Origin of the sequence: Albibacterium sp., from assembly GCF_035514885.1 — a bacterium.
GTDB lineage: Bacteria > Bacteroidota > Bacteroidia > Sphingobacteriales > Sphingobacteriaceae > Albibacterium.
In genome coordinates, this window is record NZ_DATJCH010000024.1 from 426,993 (window position 1) to 444,126 (window position 17,134).

A 17,134-nucleotide genomic window follows, 5' to 3' on the forward strand; every position below is an offset into this window, starting at 1 on the left:
TTATAGATTTTGAAATTTGGAAGTTTCAATATTTAATAAGGCGGCAACAATTGGATATTTAAAAACTGTACCGCTAATTTTATCCGTGAATTGCGTAGCTAAGGTTAGCCCTCCACCAATGTCTTTGATTCTTGAAGTTACGAACTCATGTATTTTCTCTTGATCTTTATTGAAGGTTTCCCATTTACGGATTATTCCTGTTTGAGAATCGATATATAATTTTGCAGATTCATTTTGACCATTAGCTGAATTTACTTCTAAGATAAAATATTTTTTCAAATCAATAATAACAGGTGCCTGGATAGTGAGATTAAGTCTGTTATTTGCTAGTTGCATAGGTGTAAGTAACAGATAGGAATCTTCATTGAAAAGTTGAATAATGCTTTTTAATAATTCGGGATTCTGTTTTTTCTCATTATTTATATATAATTTCCCTAGGCTATTTTGTGTATTGAATAATACTGTTAGAGAGTCTCCTTCCTTGGTTTTTCCTTCGAATCTACAGTTTTTTGTACTCCTATCGTATATATAAGTATGCTCTTCCTGGATATCCGTGTGATCTTCATTGATACAACTAAACATTATATAATGAGCCTCCTTTAACGATTTTTCGCCTCCTATCCCTTCTAATAATTTATTTATTACCGTAGACTGATTTTGGCCATGAGATTTGAAAGAGAGAAAATTGAAAAGAAGAAGGAAAACTAGGAATATTGATATTCTTTTGTTGGACATGATATCTAATTTTCTAGACAACTGAAATCTTATATCTAATCAAAGATAGAGTAAATTTTAACAAAAGGAATGTTAGATTATTTAATTAAATCAGAGGATATCTTTGCCATTTGAATGGCAGTGATTGCAGCTTCTTCACCTTTATTCCCATGCTTTCCACCAGCACGATCTTCGGCTTGTTGTTGATTGTCTGTTGTTAGAACGCCGAAAATCACGGGTTTATTGTGTTTTAATGAGACATTGGTAACCCCATTCGCAACTGCATTGCATATGAAATCAAAATGACGGGTTTCCCCTTGTATTACACATCCTAAACAAATAACGGCATCAATGGATTTGTCTTGTAATAGCATATCTGCTCCAGAAGTAAGTTCAAAACTTCCAGGTACCTGAATTGTCTTGATATTATCTGGTTTAGCTCCTTTTTCTAATAAGAGTTGATAGGCTCCATCGTAAAGTGAACCAGTAATTACAGCATTCCATTGTGCAACAACAATTCCAAATGTGAATGCTTCAGCAGAATAGGTTCTTAAATGTGTGAAATCAGAAAGGCTTTTAAGATGAGTCGCCATTTTTATAGATTACAAGTGTGCTTCAGCGCGCGCAATGTATGCATCCACCATAGCAGCTTCTTGGCTTTGAGGATACTCCTTTTTTATTTTATTATAAGCATCTAGTGCTCCTTTAAAGTCATTCTGTGCTTCACTCACTAACCCTAACTTTTTTAGAAATAAGGGAGATGTGAAATTATTTGATTTTATATCTGCAGCTTTTTTGTATTGTGCAGCGGCTTGCTTATAATCTTGTGACTCAGAGTAAGCATCACCTAGTAAACCGATTACTAACGGATCTAAGATAGGGCTTCCGGTTGAAGTGTAATTTTCAAGTGCGTTTATGGCATCTTGAAATTGTCCCTGACGTAAATAAAGACCACCAAGATAAGCGTTCGCTATATTTGCTGAAGGAGTATTTGAATACTCTTCTGCTATTTGCTCAAAGCCAGGGTAGGAGCCATCGCCATTGATAGCAAGTTTTTGCAAAGAGTCTATCTGTGCGTAACTTTCAGCTTTAAAAATCTCATTGCTAGCCTTTTCAGCACGAGGGGCTAAGTAAAGTTTTTGGTAGCCGAAGTATAGTAAAACTAATACCACAATACCTAGAGCAATAAAACCTAGACTTTTTTCATTTTCCTTAATGAAGCTTCTTTCTCCACCATGGTTGATCGTTGAAGCTGTTAAATTTTTATTTTTTTGTTTTGTTGACATTTCTTAAAATAAATTCGGATTGCAAAAATACATTTTTACTGCATACAAACAAGGAAGTTGTATAAGTTTATGTGCTAAAGTGATGATTTTAATGTTATTGTAATAGAAATATTGAATATTAAATGTTTAAAAGTACACAAAATAGAATATATTATTTCACTAATTAAAAAAACTATCTTTGTTTCTTATGTGGATTAAACACCTTTCTGCTCTTAATTTTAAAAACTATGCTGAGTTCGTAATTGATTTTTCTCCTGAAGTAAATGCGTTTTCTGGTGACAATGGTGCTGGAAAGACTAACTTATTAGATGCGATTCATTATTTATCGTTATGTAAAAGTTACTTTAACCCGATAGACTCTCAACAAATAAAGCATGGTAACGACTTCTTTATGCTGCAAGGGATCTTTCAGAGAAATGAGGAAGAGGATATAGTTTCCTGCAGTTTAAAGAGAAATCAAAAAAAGAAATTTAAGCGGAATAAAAAAGAGTATTCGCGCTTGGCAGATCACATAGGGCTGTTCCCCTTAGTAATGATATCCCCGAATGATTCCATCATAATTACAGAGGGTAGTGAGGAAAGGAGAAGATTCATGGATAATGTAATTTCTCAAACGGACAGCCATTATTTAGATTTATTAATAAGTTATAACCGTGTTTTGCAAAACAGAAATGGCTTATTAAAGCAATTTAAACATAGATCTTTTGATTCAGATCTGCTATCAGTTTATGACGCGCAATTAGTTGAGCCAGGTAATCAAATATATATTCAGCGTAAGCTTTTTATGGAGTCTTTTACGAAACTGTTTAATAAACACTATTCGTTTTTAACTGACAATGCTGAACCGGTCACACTTTCTTATGAATCGCAATTGAACAAGAATACCTTTCTTAATTTGCTTGAACAATCTGCTGAAAGAGATCAGGCTTTAGAGCGTACTACTTCAGGGATACATAAAGATGATTTGATCTTTACAGTTAATGATATGCCTTTGAAAAAGTTTGGATCGCAGGGTCAGCAGAAGTCTTTTTTGATAGCATTAAAATTAGCGCAGTATGATTACCTAACAGAGAAAAAGAGCTACAAGCCCTTATTGCTGTTAGATGATATCTTTGATAAGTTAGATGATAAACGAATCAAACGACTTATGGAAATGGTGTCTCAAGATGATTTTGGTCAGATATTTATTACTCATACTAACTTAGATAAAATCAGAGATGTCTTTAAAAACATTTCTTGTGATTTACGTACTTTTGATGTTGCAATGGGAACAGTTAGTGAAACATTGATGTCTTATGATTAAAAGAAATAATGATAAAACGTTGAAAGAAGCTATAGAGCAAATGCTTGATGTTTATCGATTACGAAAGAAATTCGATGAAACCTCTCTTATTGCTGCTTGGCCTGAACTCATGGGAAATGCAATTGCAAGTCGAACTACACAGATTTACATTGCAGATAAGAAGCTGTTTATAAGAATAGAATCTTCTGTTATTAAAAATGAGTTGATTATGATGAAAAGTCAGATTCTTGAAAAGTTGAATGATAGAGCCGGTAAAGAAGTTATTACTTCGATTGTAATTTTGTAATGATTAAATCTAATACCTGCTTGGGGCTAATGCTGTGAGCATCTATAGTTAACTGTGCCTCTTTATAGAAACCCTCCCGCTCTGCTAATTTCATAATTATAAAATCTAGTATTTCATCTTCACTTTTACCTTGGAGTAATGGTCTGTTTTGTATTTCTTTTCCAGAAAGACGTTTTAGTAATGCCTTGGGAGAAAGCTCTAAATAAACGGTCATACCTTTCTCATTCATCCACTCCATATTATCATTGAAACATGGACTTCCACCTCCGGTTGACACAATTATTCCTTGATCTAGTGGAATTGATTTCAAGATATTAGTTTCAAGAGTTCTAAAAGAGTCTTCTCCATGAAGTGAGAAATAATCGGATATCTTCATGCCAGATTTTTCCACAATTTGTTTATCTAAATCTATAAACTTCAGTTTACTTGCTTTCGATAGCTTTTTCCCCACTGTTGTTTTTCCAGAGCCCATAAATCCTATAAGAAAAACAGGACGATTTAATTCCCAAATTAATTTGTTATCTGTATGTGACATGGGGATCAATTTTCAATGAGGTATTTATCTGCCAATTTCTGTATTGATGGGAGAATATGAAAATGCCATTTTTTAATGACTGTGCCATTCTTTAACAACATTAACCCAGGATTCGAACGAACCATACTCTTTAGAGGAATTGCATCTACAAAGAAGATTTCTGAAAATAGGTCAAGACCATTGGTAGCTTTTTCTACTGCTTGCATAGTGCTGGCTGTTAATATAACGGTACGAATCCGATACTCTTCGGCTGCAGATTGAGCAAGGTTATTCAGCTTTTTTAAACCATCTTGATTTGCACTATTGATATCATAGGCTACAATAATTAAATTATATTCAGGGTTTTCAATGATCTCATTTGTATGGTCCACTCCATTAATATCACTAATGATAAGATCACTGATTGGTACTTGATAACCCTTTTTGATTAACCTGGTCTCTGGATCACCAACAATTTCCCAAGATTGATCTTTCCATATTTCAGCTTGTAAATATTCCTTGTCACCAACTTTCTTTGTTTCATTGGTCTCTTTGTTTTTTAGGACATATATAGTTTCATACTCATCGATTGATTCACCCTCCGGGATTGTCATTAATGAAGGTAGATTGTTTCCTGATTTATAGGGAAGAAAATCAATTATAGGTAAAAAATTATAAGTATAAACTCCAAATCCGATAGAAACGACGATTACACAAGTGGTTAGAATAGATTGGGTATAAAAATCTTTAATAAGGGGCTTAATCTGCTCTTTATAATAGAATAGGATGGCAATTAGAATTAATAAAATACAATCTTTTGTAAAAGATTGCCATGGAGTTAATGGAATTGCATCTCCGAAGCATCCACAAGATGTAACAACCTCAAAAAAGGCTGAGTAGAAAGTTAAAAATGTAAAGAAAATGATAAGTAACAGAAGCCCCCAAATTGTCTTCTTACTCCAAAAGCCAAAGAGTAATAAGGCTCCTAGAATTATTTCTAGACTACATATGGCTATTGCTATAGCTACTGAATAATCATTTAAGAAATTAAGTTTAAAGACGTCGAAGTATTCAACTAATTTGTAACTGAATCCGATAGGGTCATTCGCCTTTATAAGACCGGAGAAAATGAATAGTATGGATACAATTAAACGAATCCCCCATATTATATAGAAGCTTTTTTTAGAAGTAGATTTCATTGTTTTTAACTTTGAGAAGTTGGTTGCAATCTAATGAGAGCAAAAACGGCATAATTCAACATGTCTTGATAATTAGCATATGTACCTTCTGATGCTAAAGTTTCTCCTTTATTATCTTCTATTTGTTTTACTCTTAATATTTTCATTAAAATTAGATCAGTCAAAGAGCTAATCCTCATATCTCGCCAAGCTTCTCCGTAATCATGGTTCTTCGCCATCATCAGGTTATAAGCCTCACTGACTTTTTTATCATAGCTTTCTTCCAATTGCTTCAGGTTAATTTCTTCATTATTGCCTTCGCCTAATTCTATTTGTAAAAGAGCAATGACGCAATAATTAACGATCGCAATAAATTCAGAAGGAATACCTTCATCAACTTTTGCGACTCCTGTTACTTCTAATGTACGGATTCTTTGTGCCTTAATAAATAATTGGTCTGTTATAGAAGATAGTCTTAAAATACGCCAGGCTGTACCATAATCTTTCGCTTTCTTTAAAAACAATTCTTTACATTGTTTTATTGCTTGGTTATATTCTGCAGTAGTATCTCTCATATTTAGTCTTGATCCAATAATATTTTTGAAGCATTTGGCACTTTCTTCACAAAATTACCGGAATATACTTAATTTAGCGAACACATATTGAATTTTATTATTGTGTTTAGTCCAGAAGTCTCCACTATAAATGTGGGCCATAAGCTACTGAATCTAGCTGACCCACTGGTTATGGGAGTTATTAATATTACACCTGATTCATTTTTTGATGGAGGAAGGTATTCTCAAGTCGATAGAGCTCTTCTACACGCAGAAAAGCTCTTACAAGAAGGTGCCGATATATTGGATATCGGAGCGTATTCATCAAGACCTAATGCTGCACATATAAGTGAGGAAGAAGAGATAAACCGCTTGGTTCCTTTCATTGATTTATTGAAAAAGCAACACTCTGGGTGTGTCATTTCAATAGATACCTTTCGATCGAAGGTAGCAGAAATAGCAGTTCAGCATGGAGCTCATATAATTAATGATATTTCTGGTGGTGGCTTGGACAATAATATGTTTGAAACCATTGGTAAATTACAGGTTCCTTATATATTAATGCATATGCGCGGTACACCAAAGAGTATGCAAAGCTTTACTGAATATGAGGATCTCATATCTGATATCTGTGCATATTTTGCTGATAGAATTAATAAGTTGCGTTTTTTTGGCGTAAAGGATATTATCTTGGATCCAGGCCCTGGATTTGCAAAAACACTTGAACAAAATTTTGAAGTCATCAATCGCTTTTCAGAGTTCGGTGTCTTTGGATTACCTTTATTGGGAGCAGTTTCTAGAAAGTCAATGATATATAATACGTTAGGATTAACCGCGCAAGATGCCTTAAATGGAACAACGGTATTGAATTCAGTGTTAATGTTGAATGGTGCAAAGATATTGCGTGTTCATGATGTTAAGGAAGCTAAGGAAACAGTTTTATTGATTAAAAAGTTAAAAGAAAGATCTAAATAGGATTTATGGAAATTATTGAACGACCTTTTAAGGATTGTTTTCTCTTAAGGCCATTTGTTATAGAAGATGAACGCGGCTATTTCTTCGAGAGTTTCAACGATCAGAAATTTAGAGATGCAACAGGTATTTCTACAAGCTTTGTTCAGGATAATCAATCTTATTCTTCTTATGGGGTAATTAGAGGATTGCATGCGCAAGCTGCTGAATTTGCACAAGCGAAATTAGTAAGAGTTCTACAAGGTGAGGTTTTAGATGTGATTGTTGATGCACGCAAGGGTAGCTCAAGTTTTGGAGAATCATACTCTGTACGACTAAGTGCAGGGAATAAATTACAACTATTTATACCGAGAGGTTTTTATCATGGCTTCGCAGTTCTAAGTGAAACGGCTGAATTCTTTTATAAGTGTGATAATTTCTATAATAAAGTATCCGAACGAGGTGTCTATTATGCAGATCCAAAGTTGAATATAGAATGGATTATCAATGAAAAAGATAGAGTTGTAGCAAAAAAGGATTTGGATTTGTCACATTTTAATGAAAGTAGTTTACTATGAAAAAGGTAATTGTTTTGGGCGGAACCGGGCAATTAGCTCAATGTATACAAAATGTTCAGAGCGTAGGTTTAGATATTAAGTATCTTAACTCTCAAGAAGCAAATATTTTAGAAGAGGGACATTTGCATGAAGTGTTTGATAATTATAGGCCAGAAATTGTGATCAATTGTGCGGCTTATACAGCAGTTGATATGGCCGAGGATGAGCCTTTGAAGGCAGCAGCAATAAACTCCCAAGCTCCGAAGTTAATTGCGCAGCTTTGTGTGAAATATGATGCAGACTTAATTCATATTTCAACCGACTTTGTTTTTGATGGTAAAAGTGCAACTCCTTTAACAGAAGAGGATTTCCCTAATCCTATTAATACCTATGGAAAGACAAAATTATTAGGAGAAGAAGCAATTATATCAACATTAGATAACCATGTTATTATTCGGACGAGCTGGTTATATTCTGAATTTGGCAATAATTTTCTGAAAACAATGCTGCGTTTAGGCTTAGAAAGGAATGAAATAGGAATCGTATTCGATCAAGTCGGTACACCAACCTATGCGATGGATCTAGCAAACGTTATTGTTGAAATCGCCCAGCTGGATAAACCCACTTATGGGCTATATCATTATAGCAATGAGGGCACAGCATCGTGGTATGATTTTGCTCATTCAATATTTAAGTACGCAAATATTAATATTCAATTGAAACCAATACATACGTTTCAATATCCGACCAAAGCTACTCGACCGGCTTACTCCATAATGGATAAAACAAAAATTAAACAAACTTTTGGCATAGCTATTCCACACTGGAGCGATAGCTTAGAACGTTGTATAAAAAATATATGAGCGATTTATCTTGGAAAATATTAGATTCCACGTATTTAGTTAAAGCCCCTTGGGCAGTCTTGAGAAAAGATGTTTGTCAAATGCCATCCGGTTATGTGGTGCCAGAGTATTATGTGTTGGAATACCCCAACTGGGTAAATGCTGTGGCTCTAACAGCCGATAATCAATTTATATTAGTAAGACAGTATCGACATGGGTCGTCTTCTACGGTTTTAGAGATACCTGGAGGTGTGATTGATGATGGAGAAAATAAATTGGAAGCAGTTAAACGAGAATTATTAGAAGAAACTGGATATAGCTTTGATTCGTTTGACGAGATTTGTGAGTTGTTCCCTAATCCAGCAACGAGTAATAATATAACCACAACTTATTTAGCGAAGGGGGGAGTTAAGTTTCAAAACCAGCAACTCGACTTGCAAGAAGAAATCCAATTAGTATTGGTTTCACCCGAGGAGTTAAAAGAATTATTATTTGAAAATAAGTTTGGACAGGCATTGCATTCTGCAGCTTTGTTCTATGCACTTCGAAAATTAGGAATGCTTTCTTAATGGCATCTATTCGATTCGTTAATTTTATACTATGGCAAGAGAAATCTTAGAAACTAAGCGGAAAGCTTTAGCGATCAATCTAAATGGAGAGATTTATGGAACATTCGCAGAAATTGGTGCGGGACAGGAAGTCGCACGCAACTTTTTTACTGCAGGAGCTGCTTCTGGAACCATAGCCAAATCAATGTCGGCTTATGACATGGCCTTCAGCGATTCTATTTATGGTGTAGAAGAATCGAAAAGATATGTTAGTCAGTCAAGGCTTGAGAAAATGCTGGATCATGAATATAGGTTATTAACTGAGAGGCTGGTAGGTCCCAAATATGCTAATCGTCATCTTTTTGCTTTTGCCAATACGGTAACTACTTTGAATTTTAGTAAGTCCAATGATCCACACGGCTGGATAGGTCTTCGTTTTCAGGTTGAACCTGGTGGAGATGCAAATGACATTATATTTCATGTTCGCTTGTTAGATAGCGATGCAGGTCTTCAACAAACTGTGTTGGGCATTTTGGGAGTAAATTTGGTATATGCATCTCATTATTATATTCACGATATTCAGACGATGATTGAATCCTTGGTTGACAATTTGACTTCAGGTTCAGTTGAAATTGATTTAGTTCGTGTAAAAGGTCCGGCTTTTAAAAATGTTAATGAACGGTTGATTAATCTTTATCTCGTAGCAAAAGATTTTTCAAGTGCGGCTATTTTTGCGCCAAACGGAGAGGCTCTCCAAGCCAAGGATTTCTTGTATAGAAAAGATGTTATGATATTAAGAACCAAATATCGTCAAAAGTCTAATCCGAATTTTGATTTATTTAATCTTGCGGTAGATGAGTTTAAGCGTAATTGCAAGATAGATGATTCTAACCTGGTTGTAATGATTGAAGTTTTAATGTCCAATGCTTTAGAAGATCATCCTGAGTTAAGTAATGAGGATTTAAGATCTTTTGCAGAAAGAGCTGAAAGTTTGTGTGCAACGGGTAACTATATTATTGTATCTGACTTTTCCAGAAATAATATCCTCGCTAAATTTCTAGCTCAATTTAAACCAAAGAATGTTGGTATTTCAAGTAATATTTCAAATCTTAAAAATATCTTTAATTCAAAACTGTATGGCGAGAACTATACAGATGAATTGTTGGCTTATGTAAGTGGAATGTTCAGTAAGAATGTTAAGCTTTATGCTTATCCTTACCTTAATAAGAAGGAAAATATAATTGTTACAACGCACAATATGCCAGTATCTGAGCAAGCGAGGCCACTTTTCGATTTTTTAGTTCGAAACCAATACATCATTGATATTGAAAATTATGATGAACGTTTTGTTAAAACGGTATAAGCTACCTAAATATTAGGGAAAATATCGTGGTAAGATGGGGCTTTAAAAAATGCAACATATAAAGCGGCAATAACTATGGCAGTTAATACAATATAACCCCATTTCCGGTTCTTTTTATCTTTTCTAATTATCCAGAAAAGAAGAACCACCATTGGTACGGCAAAAACAATCAGGAAAAAGAGACTGGGTGTATCCATTTTTATTATATTAAAATGTCAAAAGTCGTTATTAATCTTGGTATAAAAAAGTTAATCCAGTGCCCAACGTGTTAAAGGTGTTATATCTTGTGTAATAAAATCCTTTTCTAAGTATTTATAATATCCTGCGATGCTTACCATTGCTGCATTATCAGTGCAGTATTCAAACTTTGGAATAAATATATTCCATGAATTCTTTATCCCTAAACTTTCCAAGCTCGTTCTTAACCCCGAATTGGCAGATACCCCCCCTGCGATGGCGATATTATTAATGCCGGTATTATGTGCTGCTTCCTCCAATTTGTTAAGTAGGATACTTACAATTCTGCTTTGTATAGAGGCGCAAATATCTGCTAAGTTATCTTGAATAAATAACGGATTCTCCTTTAAGTTTTTTTGTATGAAATAAAGTATCGATGTTTTTAATCCGCTGAAACTGAAGTTTAAATCTGGAATCTTTGGTTCTGGAAATGAATACTTATTAGGATCTCCTGTTTTAGCGTAGCGATCTATAAGAGGTCCGCCCGGATAAGGAAGACCTAATATCTTGGCGGTTTTATCAAAGGCTTCTCCTGCTGCATCATCTAGAGTTTGTCCTAATAACTGCATGCTGAAATAATCATTTACCTTCACTATTTGAGTATGTCCTCCTGATACTGTAAGACAGAGAAAGGGGAATGTAGGCTTAGGATCTTCAATGAAATGAGCTAAAATATGAGCTTGCATGTGGTTAATCTCAATAAGAGGAATGTTCTTTGCTAAAGCAAATGCTTTTGCAAAAGAAGTTCCTACTAATAAGGATCCCAATAATCCGGGTCCACGTGAAAAAGCTACCGCATCTATGTCATTTTTGTGTATTTTTGCGTTTATAATAGATTGATCTACTGTTGGAATAATATTTTGTTGATGTGCCCTTGATGCTAGTTCAGGTACAACACCTCCATATTTTTCGTGAACAGTCTGATTCGCAATTACATTTGAATGGATAATGCCGTCTATGCAGATAGATGCCGATGTTTCATCGCAGGTTGATTCTATACCAAGTATGGTTGCCAATGCTTTTAGTTTGTTTCTTTAGAAAATACAAAAATATCAAAAAAGTTGTAAAAATAGCATTATGTGTATTACTTGGTTTAGTAATATTACTTGTTAGTTTAACACTTTCGCTTCAATTAAGGTCTGTACAGAATTATGTTACTCAAAAGGCTTCACAGTATCTCTCCCATGAACTTCAGACCACCATTAAATTAGAATCTCTTTATTTCAAACCTTTTAATGCTATTCAAATCAAGAATTTTTATATAGAAGATCAGGAGAAGGATACGCTTTTGTTTTTTGGAGAACTTCAAGCAGATCTAGATTTAAGCTCTATATGGAACTCAGAATTGATAATTGATAACATTAGTATTAGTGATGGAAAGATTTCAATTAAGAAACAACTTGATTCAACCACTAATTTTACATTTATTCAGCAATATTTCTCACCAGATAGAAAGGAAAAACCATCTAAGAAATTAGACTTAATTCTATCAAGTGCTACGTTGAAGAACATTGAACTCTACTATAAGAATTACTCTTCTAAACATGGGGTTAACGGGATAAATTTCGGAGATCTTCATGTATACTCCCTCAATGGTAAGTTTGATGATATTGATTATGTAAATCATATTGTTAGGGCTTCTGTTCAAGATTTGACTTTTAAAGAGAAGAGCGGTGTCTTTGTTAAGAAACTAAATACTACCGCAACGATCGATTCTAATCGGATGGAGTTCTCGCAATTAGATCTTGAAATGAATTCCAGCTATATACGAGACTATGTTTTATTAGAATATGCTAATTTCGCTGCTTTTTCTGATTTTATTCATCAGGTTTCTATAACTGGTAATCTAAGAGATTCCAGAATAACATCTAAGGATATATCTTTATTCGCACCCCAGGTCAATGTTACCAATTTCGATGTATTGATTAATGGAAATTTTTCAGGTAAAGTTGATAATCTCCAGGCAAAAGAAATGCAAATCCGTACCGGGAAGCAAACATGGTTGCAGGGAGAGGTATCCATCAAAGGACTGCCAAATATTGAGCAGACTTTTTTTGATATGGATCTCTCTCAATTAATAACTAATCGGAAAGATCTAGAAACGTTAGTATCTGATTTAAGTGGCAAGGAGTTATTTGCATTACCCGTATTGTTTGATCGCTTTGGTACGCTCAGTTATCAAGGACAGATTACAGGTTTTTATAATGACTTTATAACGAAAGGAATCTTTAAGACGAAACTTGGAGATATCATTGCTGATGTCAATCTTAAATTGAAAGGTGATGGGAAATATAGCGGTGAAGTATTAATTAATAAATTTAATCTCGGAGATTTAATACAGAATGAACAATTTGGATATGTGGCTTTAAGAGCGAATGCCAAGGGTGAAGGGTTTTCTTTGGAGAATTTGTATGAAAATATTGAGGCTAATATTCAATATATTGATTATAAGGATTATAGGTATAAAGATATGCTAATTGATGGCGCTATTGAGAATCAGATTTTTGCTGGAAATATTAATGTAGATGATGAGAACCTGGCAGCTGACTTCAGTGGTAAGTTAAGTTTAGATAATGATTTGCCTGAATTTGGTTTTACAGCAAAGGTTGATAAAATGGATTTGAATAATTTAAATTTATCGCAAGATAGTTTAGTATTATCAGGTACTATTAATAGCAATTTTGTTGGCAAGAGTCTGAATGATATGATTGGAGAGTTATCCATTTCCGATTTACTCATTGAAAAATCAGAGCAAACAGCAAAGGTAGATTCACTTTTATTACTTGCTGAAGGGAGTGGAAAGGAACGTGTTTTGGCTATTCAGTCAAATGTCCTAGATGTTACCATAAAGGGTGAATTTGATTTGAATACCTTCCCTTCTTATTTTAAATCGGTAGCAAAGCATTATATTCCTTCTTGGGAGACAAAAATAATAGAGGGTGGGGCTCAAGAGTTTGATATGGAGATGAAGCTAAAGGATTTTTCTCCATTCGCTTTGGTTTTTGCATCAGATGTCACTATACCAGAAGAGGTAATAGTTAACGGACAATTTTCATCAGAAAATGAGACAGCTTCTCTTAATGGCTTTATCCCTCTAATTACATATAAGGATATCAAAGTTAATAACTTGATTTTTGACCAAACTACAAATGATGAATATTTGAATTTATTTGTAACCTCTGATCGAATTGATATTACTGATAGCCTATATATTAACAATGTCAACTTCGCCAATGTTCTTCGTAATGATAGTCTGAATTTTAATATTAAGCTGTCAGATCCGGATGCGACAAACCAATTAGATTTAAATGGATTGATTGAGTTCAGTAATAATGTTTCCCCTCGTCTAAGTTTACTGCCATCTGATGTGATTATAAATCATGAAGAGTGGAGGATACAAGATCAGGTTCGGTTTGATTTTGAAGATGGAAAGGCACGGATAGATGGCCTGGAGTTGTCGCAGGGAAATCAAGTGGTAAGGATAGATGGATTGGTCTCAGATAGTACTGAAGAAGTATTAACCATTAACTTGCAAAACTTCTCTCTCAAAACATTAAATCCTCTTTCTAAGACAGTAGGAATTGAACTAGAGGGGTTAATGGAAGGAGATATTGAAATTAGATCTTTATTAAAGAATCCGTTTATTCAGAGCGATATTAATGCTCAAAGAATCGAATATAATAAGGTGATGATAGGAGATTTGGTATTGAACGCAGATTATGATCGGAGTAGTAAATTGGTGAATTTAGAAGCTGAAATTAATAATGAAGGAATACAGTCATTATTTGTCGAAGGCACCTATAATGCTATTCAGGAGGACAATTCGCTTGACCTCAAAGTGAAGTTAAGTGATAGCCAGCTAGTCTTGTTCACCCCATTTTTAAGAAATCTGGTTTCTGACCTATCAGGATCAGTTACAGCAGAGCTAGCTGTGGTCGGAACACCTTTTAATCCGTCAATAAATGGCACAGCAAGCTTTAAAAATGCCGGAATGGTGGTTAATTACCTTAAAACCCCTTACGTTATAAATGATAAAGTTCAAGTAGAAAACAGTAAGATCGTAATCAATAATCTAGCCATTGTAGATAAGGATAATCATAAGGCAGTTGCGAATGGGACTGTTGATATGAGTACACCTCTAAATCCGACGATTCAGATAGAAATTTCGGCTGAGAACTTTATGGTCTTAAATACAACTGCAAAGGATAATCCTTTGTATTATGGATTGGCTTATGGAACAGGAAGTTTCTCCTTCCAGGGACCAACTAATAATATGAATATAAGAATTGATGCACAAACTAATTCAGGCACCGTGATTAATATTCCATTAAATGCCGCCGGAACAATAACAGACAGGGACTTTATAACTTTCATAGTGAAGGATTCGTCACTTGGTGTTCCCAGGAAAAACTATTTTCAAGGCCTAACAATGACAATGGATCTTACGGTTGACCCGGATGCTGAAATAAATATATTTACTGATTTAGGTAAACTATCTGGTAGGGGTGAAGGGCTCTTATCTATGAATATAACGAGTCTGGGTGATTTTGAGATGTTTGGTGATTATGCAATCCAAGAAGGAGAGTTTGAGTTTACTGCACAGGATTTTATTAATAAGATATTTGAAATTAATCAAGGAGGATCCATTAGATGGACAGGAAACCCTACCGAAGCTCTAATAAATTTAACTGCGATTTATCAGGTAAGAACAAGTGTACGACCTCTTTATATTGCAGCTGGTAGAAATGGTACTGATCAACGTGTATTAGCACAGGCTGAAATGATATTGAACGGAAATTTATTACATCCGGATATTTCCTTTGGTATAGATTTCCCAACAGATTCATACGTAAAAGATGAGCTTCAGAGCTATTTAAGCGATGCTAATAATGTTAATCAACAGGCATTAAGTCTAATTGTAAGGCGGAGTTTTGCTCCTGGTACAGGAACCGATTTGACACGTGAATTAAACACCACGGTGTTTAGTGCTGGTACTGAGTTAGCATTCAATCAATTAAATAATATTATCTCACAATCATTAAATCTTAATTTTGTGGATTTCAATATTCGTTCATTTAATGAGGCTAGTGCATCCATTAGATTATTGAATGATAGGTTGGTCCTAACTGGAGGCGTAACAGATAGACGAGGTCAATTAAATGATTTTAATGTATTTGGAAAGGATGTAGCCAGTGATGTAGAAGCACTTTATCTGCTCCGAAAAAGTGGAAATTTATTACTTAGGGCCTCAAATCGCTTGAATAATAGAAACTTTCTAAATCCCGAAGATGAATACGTTAGTGCTTTGGGTTTAGTGTATAGACAAGAGTTTGATACTTTTGGCGAGTTCTTTAGAAAGATATTTAATTTTAGAACGAAAAAAATTCCAGCAACTTCTTTGGAGTCTAAAGTTGATTCAACCGAGGTTAATTAAGAGAAAACACCTGATTTAACTGACTCCTCAAGAGCCTTATACCATTCTTCTCCATATTTTCGAATGAGAGGTGTTTTCAAGAAGCTGTAAACTGGTACATTAAGTTGTTTACCAAAAGAGCATGCAGCGTGGCAGATATGCCAACGATCATAATTCAAGACGTCGAATTCAGGATATGAAGTAATACGAATAGGATAAAGATGGCAAGAAATAGGTTTCTGCCAGTCAGTAACACCTTCCTCATATGCTTTTTCTATGGCACATTTGGTAATACTATTTTCCCAAGTAACATAAGCACATTCTTTGTTTTTATCAACGCATGGTGTTGTTAAATCTCCATCCTCATCAATTACGTGGGTTCCTTGTTCTTCAACTGCCTGAATCCCTTTAGCAGTCATATAAGGCTTTATCTTACTATAGATGCCTTTTAGGATATCTAATTCGTGCTCTTCCAATGGGGCACCTGAGTCGCCTTCAATACAACATGCTCCTTTACAGGCAGACAGATTGCAGACAAATTCTTCTTTGATTAGTTCTTCACTTACGAGAACTCCCTCAACCTCAATCATGATTCTATTTTTTATTTAGGGGATATTTCAACCCAGATGCGTCTACAAGTTCTAATGTAACTGAACCAATAAGAATTTCTACCTCTGCTTTTACGGGAATACGGTTACCATCATCAGTTACCCAAAGGTAAAGTTTACTATCCTTTCTAAATATTCTTCCAGGTTTAATCTCCGGACTAAATTTAAGGCAATTAAAGGTACCAATAGATGTTTTAATACGTTCTTTACCCAAATAGGTTATTCCTAAGGTTGCAACTTCATCATTTAGAAAATAAGTTAACTTAAAAGATTCGCCAATAGACATCTTAGAAAGGTCAAGGTTTCTAGCAAAGTAATAGGCGGATAGTAGATCAAATGTTTGATTGCTACCGGTAAAAGTACCTTTGTTACCTGTAATAGTTCTATTGCTTTGGTCAAATCTTACTTTATCATTTCTCCTATATTTGCCCTCCTTGATGCTTTCAGTATAGAAATAAGGAAGAAAGGTTTTTTGATCAATATAAGAATCGTAACGATTCAGCACATTATAAAAAATGCTAAATGCACTTGATGTTTTACCTTGGGCTGAAAGATGGATCGTCGGTTTTTGATTAAACTTAAGATCAGTTGATTCTACTTTTAATGTTCCTTCTGCTGCAGATATAAAACCATATTTTAATTTATATTTCAAAACTTCCCCGGGTTTGAAAACAGATTCTTTTAAATGAGGAAGGTCTTGTGCGTAGGCACCAAGTGAGAAAAATAATACGAGTAAAAATGATAGGCTTTTCTTCATATTTAAGCTTGTTGCAAAAAATA

The 17,134-nt window shown here is 34.4% G+C and carries 18 protein-coding genes; 8 read left to right on the forward strand and 10 right to left on the reverse strand.

The window, feature by feature from the left end; all coding sequences use genetic code 11:
- From VL047_RS13020 to VL047_RS13030, 3 genes are all read right to left on the reverse strand, one after another.
- Positions 1–735, reverse strand: a complete 735-nt coding sequence (locus VL047_RS13020; RefSeq protein ID WP_325361220.1) for a hypothetical protein — start codon at positions 733–735, stop codon at positions 1–3.
- 77 nt (positions 736–812) lie between these two features.
- Positions 813–1,307: a 6,7-dimethyl-8-ribityllumazine synthase gene (gene ribH, locus VL047_RS13025; RefSeq protein ID WP_325361221.1), complete on the reverse strand. Its 495-nt coding sequence runs from the start codon at positions 1,305–1,307 to the stop codon at positions 813–815.
- 9 nt (positions 1,308–1,316) lie between these two features.
- Entirely contained in the window at positions 1,317–2,000 is a 684-nt protein-coding gene (locus tag VL047_RS13030) for a tetratricopeptide repeat protein (RefSeq protein ID WP_325361223.1), read from the reverse strand.
- Positions 2,001–2,187: 187 nt separating this feature from the next.
- On the opposite strand from VL047_RS13030, the gene recF reads away from it, so the two are divergent.
- Together recF and VL047_RS13040 are read left to right on the forward strand one after the other, a co-directional pair.
- Positions 2,188–3,303, forward strand: a complete 1,116-nt coding sequence (recF, locus tag VL047_RS13035; protein ID WP_325361224.1) for a DNA replication/repair protein RecF — start codon at positions 2,188–2,190, stop codon at positions 3,301–3,303.
- Complete coding sequence (locus VL047_RS13040; protein WP_414635312.1) at positions 3,296–3,589, forward strand: DUF721 domain-containing protein; 294 nt, start codon at positions 3,296–3,298, stop codon at positions 3,587–3,589. Before recF ends, VL047_RS13040 begins: the two co-directional genes overlap by 8 nt.
- Here VL047_RS13040 and VL047_RS13045 read toward each other — a convergent pair.
- Genes VL047_RS13045 through VL047_RS13055 form a run of 3 tightly spaced genes read right to left on the reverse strand, consistent with a single transcriptional unit; the run spans position 3,567 to position 5,856 of the window.
- Positions 3,567–4,124 carry a shikimate kinase gene (locus VL047_RS13045; RefSeq protein ID WP_325361226.1) on the reverse strand — a complete coding sequence of 186 codons (558 nt, stop codon included), beginning with the start codon at positions 4,122–4,124 and terminating at the stop codon, positions 3,567–3,569. The genes VL047_RS13040 and VL047_RS13045 overlap by 23 nt on opposite strands.
- Before the next feature lie 5 nt (positions 4,125–4,129).
- Entirely contained in the window at positions 4,130–5,302 is a 1,173-nt protein-coding gene (locus VL047_RS13050; protein WP_325361228.1) for a BT_3928 family protein, read from the reverse strand.
- A 5-nt stretch (positions 5,303–5,307) separates the two neighbouring features.
- Positions 5,308–5,856: a DUF1599 domain-containing protein gene (locus VL047_RS13055; protein WP_325361230.1), complete on the reverse strand. Its 549-nt coding sequence runs from the start codon at positions 5,854–5,856 to the stop codon at positions 5,308–5,310.
- A gap of 132 nt (positions 5,857–5,988) precedes the next feature.
- Here VL047_RS13055 and folP point away from each other — a divergent pair, with 132 nt between their 5' ends.
- The 5 genes from folP to VL047_RS13080 are packed head-to-tail and all read left to right on the forward strand — an operon-like array spanning position 5,989 to position 10,096.
- The gene (gene folP, locus VL047_RS13060) at positions 5,989–6,810 is read left to right on the forward strand and encodes a dihydropteroate synthase (RefSeq protein WP_325361232.1); all 822 of its coding nucleotides are present in this window, start codon (positions 5,989–5,991) and stop codon (positions 6,808–6,810) included.
- 5 nt (positions 6,811–6,815) lie between these two features.
- Complete coding sequence (rfbC, locus tag VL047_RS13065; protein ID WP_325361234.1) at positions 6,816–7,364, forward strand: dTDP-4-dehydrorhamnose 3,5-epimerase; 549 nt, start codon at positions 6,816–6,818, stop codon at positions 7,362–7,364.
- The gene (gene rfbD / locus VL047_RS13070) at positions 7,361–8,206 is read left to right on the forward strand and encodes a dTDP-4-dehydrorhamnose reductase (protein WP_325361236.1); all 846 of its coding nucleotides are present in this window, start codon (positions 7,361–7,363) and stop codon (positions 8,204–8,206) included. The genes rfbC and rfbD overlap by 4 nt, the downstream gene beginning before the upstream one ends.
- A complete protein-coding gene (locus tag VL047_RS13075) occupies positions 8,203–8,754 on the forward strand; it encodes an NUDIX hydrolase (RefSeq protein WP_325361238.1) in 552 nt (183 codons plus the stop codon). The genes rfbD and VL047_RS13075 overlap by 4 nt, the downstream gene beginning before the upstream one ends.
- Positions 8,755–8,785: 31 nt before the next feature.
- Entirely contained in the window at positions 8,786–10,096 is a 1,311-nt protein-coding gene (locus VL047_RS13080) for a nicotinamide mononucleotide adenylyltransferase (protein WP_325361240.1), read from the forward strand.
- A 5-nt stretch (positions 10,097–10,101) separates the two neighbouring features.
- Here VL047_RS13080 and VL047_RS13085 read toward each other — a convergent pair whose 3' ends face one another.
- Together VL047_RS13085 and tsaD are read right to left on the reverse strand one after the other, a co-directional pair.
- Complete coding sequence (locus VL047_RS13085) at positions 10,102–10,293, reverse strand: hypothetical protein (protein WP_325361242.1); 192 nt, start codon at positions 10,291–10,293, stop codon at positions 10,102–10,104.
- 51 nt (positions 10,294–10,344) lie between these two features.
- Positions 10,345–11,349 (reverse strand): tRNA (adenosine(37)-N6)-threonylcarbamoyltransferase complex transferase subunit TsaD, encoded by a 1,005-nt coding sequence (tsaD, locus tag VL047_RS13090; protein ID WP_325361244.1) that lies wholly within the window; start codon positions 11,347–11,349, stop codon positions 10,345–10,347.
- Here tsaD and VL047_RS13095 point away from each other — a divergent pair.
- On the forward strand, positions 11,349–15,767 hold the full coding sequence (locus tag VL047_RS13095) for a translocation/assembly module TamB domain-containing protein (protein WP_325361246.1): 4,419 nt from the start codon (positions 11,349–11,351) through the stop codon (positions 15,765–15,767). The two genes, tsaD and VL047_RS13095, sit on opposite strands and share 1 nt — an antisense overlap.
- On the opposite strand, the gene VL047_RS13100 is transcribed toward VL047_RS13095, so the two are convergent.
- On the reverse strand, positions 15,764–16,336 hold the full coding sequence (locus VL047_RS13100; RefSeq protein WP_325361248.1) for a DUF3109 family protein: 573 nt from the start codon (positions 16,334–16,336) through the stop codon (positions 15,764–15,766). The genes VL047_RS13095 and VL047_RS13100 overlap by 4 nt on opposite strands.
- Before the next feature lie 4 nt (positions 16,337–16,340).
- The gene (locus tag VL047_RS13105; RefSeq protein WP_325361250.1) at positions 16,341–17,111 is read right to left on the reverse strand and encodes a DUF3108 domain-containing protein; all 771 of its coding nucleotides are present in this window, start codon (positions 17,109–17,111) and stop codon (positions 16,341–16,343) included.
- Positions 17,112–17,134: the final 23 nt, after the last annotated feature.

What these genes read in the sequence shown, in the direction of transcription:
- VL047_RS13095 (WP_325361246.1), top strand. Translation starts at nt 11,349, where the DNA reads ATGCTTTTAGTTTGTTTCTTTAGAAAATACAAAAATATCAAAAAAGTT.
- VL047_RS13105 (WP_325361250.1), bottom strand. Translation starts at nt 17,111, where the DNA reads ATGAAGAAAAGCCTATCATTTTTACTCGTATTATTTTTCTCACTTGGT.
- VL047_RS13020 (WP_325361220.1), bottom strand. Translation starts at nt 735, where the DNA reads ATGTCCAACAAAAGAATATCAATATTCCTAGTTTTCCTTCTTCTTTTC.
- VL047_RS13085 (WP_325361242.1), bottom strand. Translation starts at nt 10,293, where the DNA reads ATGGATACACCCAGTCTCTTTTTCCTGATTGTTTTTGCCGTACCAATG.
- VL047_RS13055 (WP_325361230.1), bottom strand. Translation starts at nt 5,856, where the DNA reads ATGAGAGATACTACTGCAGAATATAACCAAGCAATAAAACAATGTAAA.
- VL047_RS13040 (WP_414635312.1), top strand. Translation starts at nt 3,296, where the DNA reads ATGATTAAAAGAAATAATGATAAAACGTTGAAAGAAGCTATAGAGCAA.
- rfbD (WP_325361236.1), top strand. Translation starts at nt 7,361, where the DNA reads ATGAAAAAGGTAATTGTTTTGGGCGGAACCGGGCAATTAGCTCAATGT.
- recF (WP_325361224.1), top strand. Translation starts at nt 2,188, where the DNA reads ATGTGGATTAAACACCTTTCTGCTCTTAATTTTAAAAACTATGCTGAG.
- VL047_RS13080 (WP_325361240.1), top strand. Translation starts at nt 8,786, where the DNA reads ATGGCAAGAGAAATCTTAGAAACTAAGCGGAAAGCTTTAGCGATCAAT.
- rfbC (WP_325361234.1), top strand. Translation starts at nt 6,816, where the DNA reads ATGGAAATTATTGAACGACCTTTTAAGGATTGTTTTCTCTTAAGGCCA.
- ribH (WP_325361221.1), bottom strand. Translation starts at nt 1,307, where the DNA reads ATGGCGACTCATCTTAAAAGCCTTTCTGATTTCACACATTTAAGAACC.
- VL047_RS13050 (WP_325361228.1), bottom strand. Translation starts at nt 5,302, where the DNA reads ATGAAATCTACTTCTAAAAAAAGCTTCTATATAATATGGGGGATTCGT.
- VL047_RS13100 (WP_325361248.1), bottom strand. Translation starts at nt 16,336, where the DNA reads ATGATTGAGGTTGAGGGAGTTCTCGTAAGTGAAGAACTAATCAAAGAA.
- VL047_RS13075 (WP_325361238.1), top strand. Translation starts at nt 8,203, where the DNA reads ATGAGCGATTTATCTTGGAAAATATTAGATTCCACGTATTTAGTTAAA.
- VL047_RS13030 (WP_325361223.1), bottom strand. Translation starts at nt 2,000, where the DNA reads ATGTCAACAAAACAAAAAAATAAAAATTTAACAGCTTCAACGATCAAC.
- VL047_RS13045 (WP_325361226.1), bottom strand. Translation starts at nt 4,124, where the DNA reads ATGTCACATACAGATAACAAATTAATTTGGGAATTAAATCGTCCTGTT.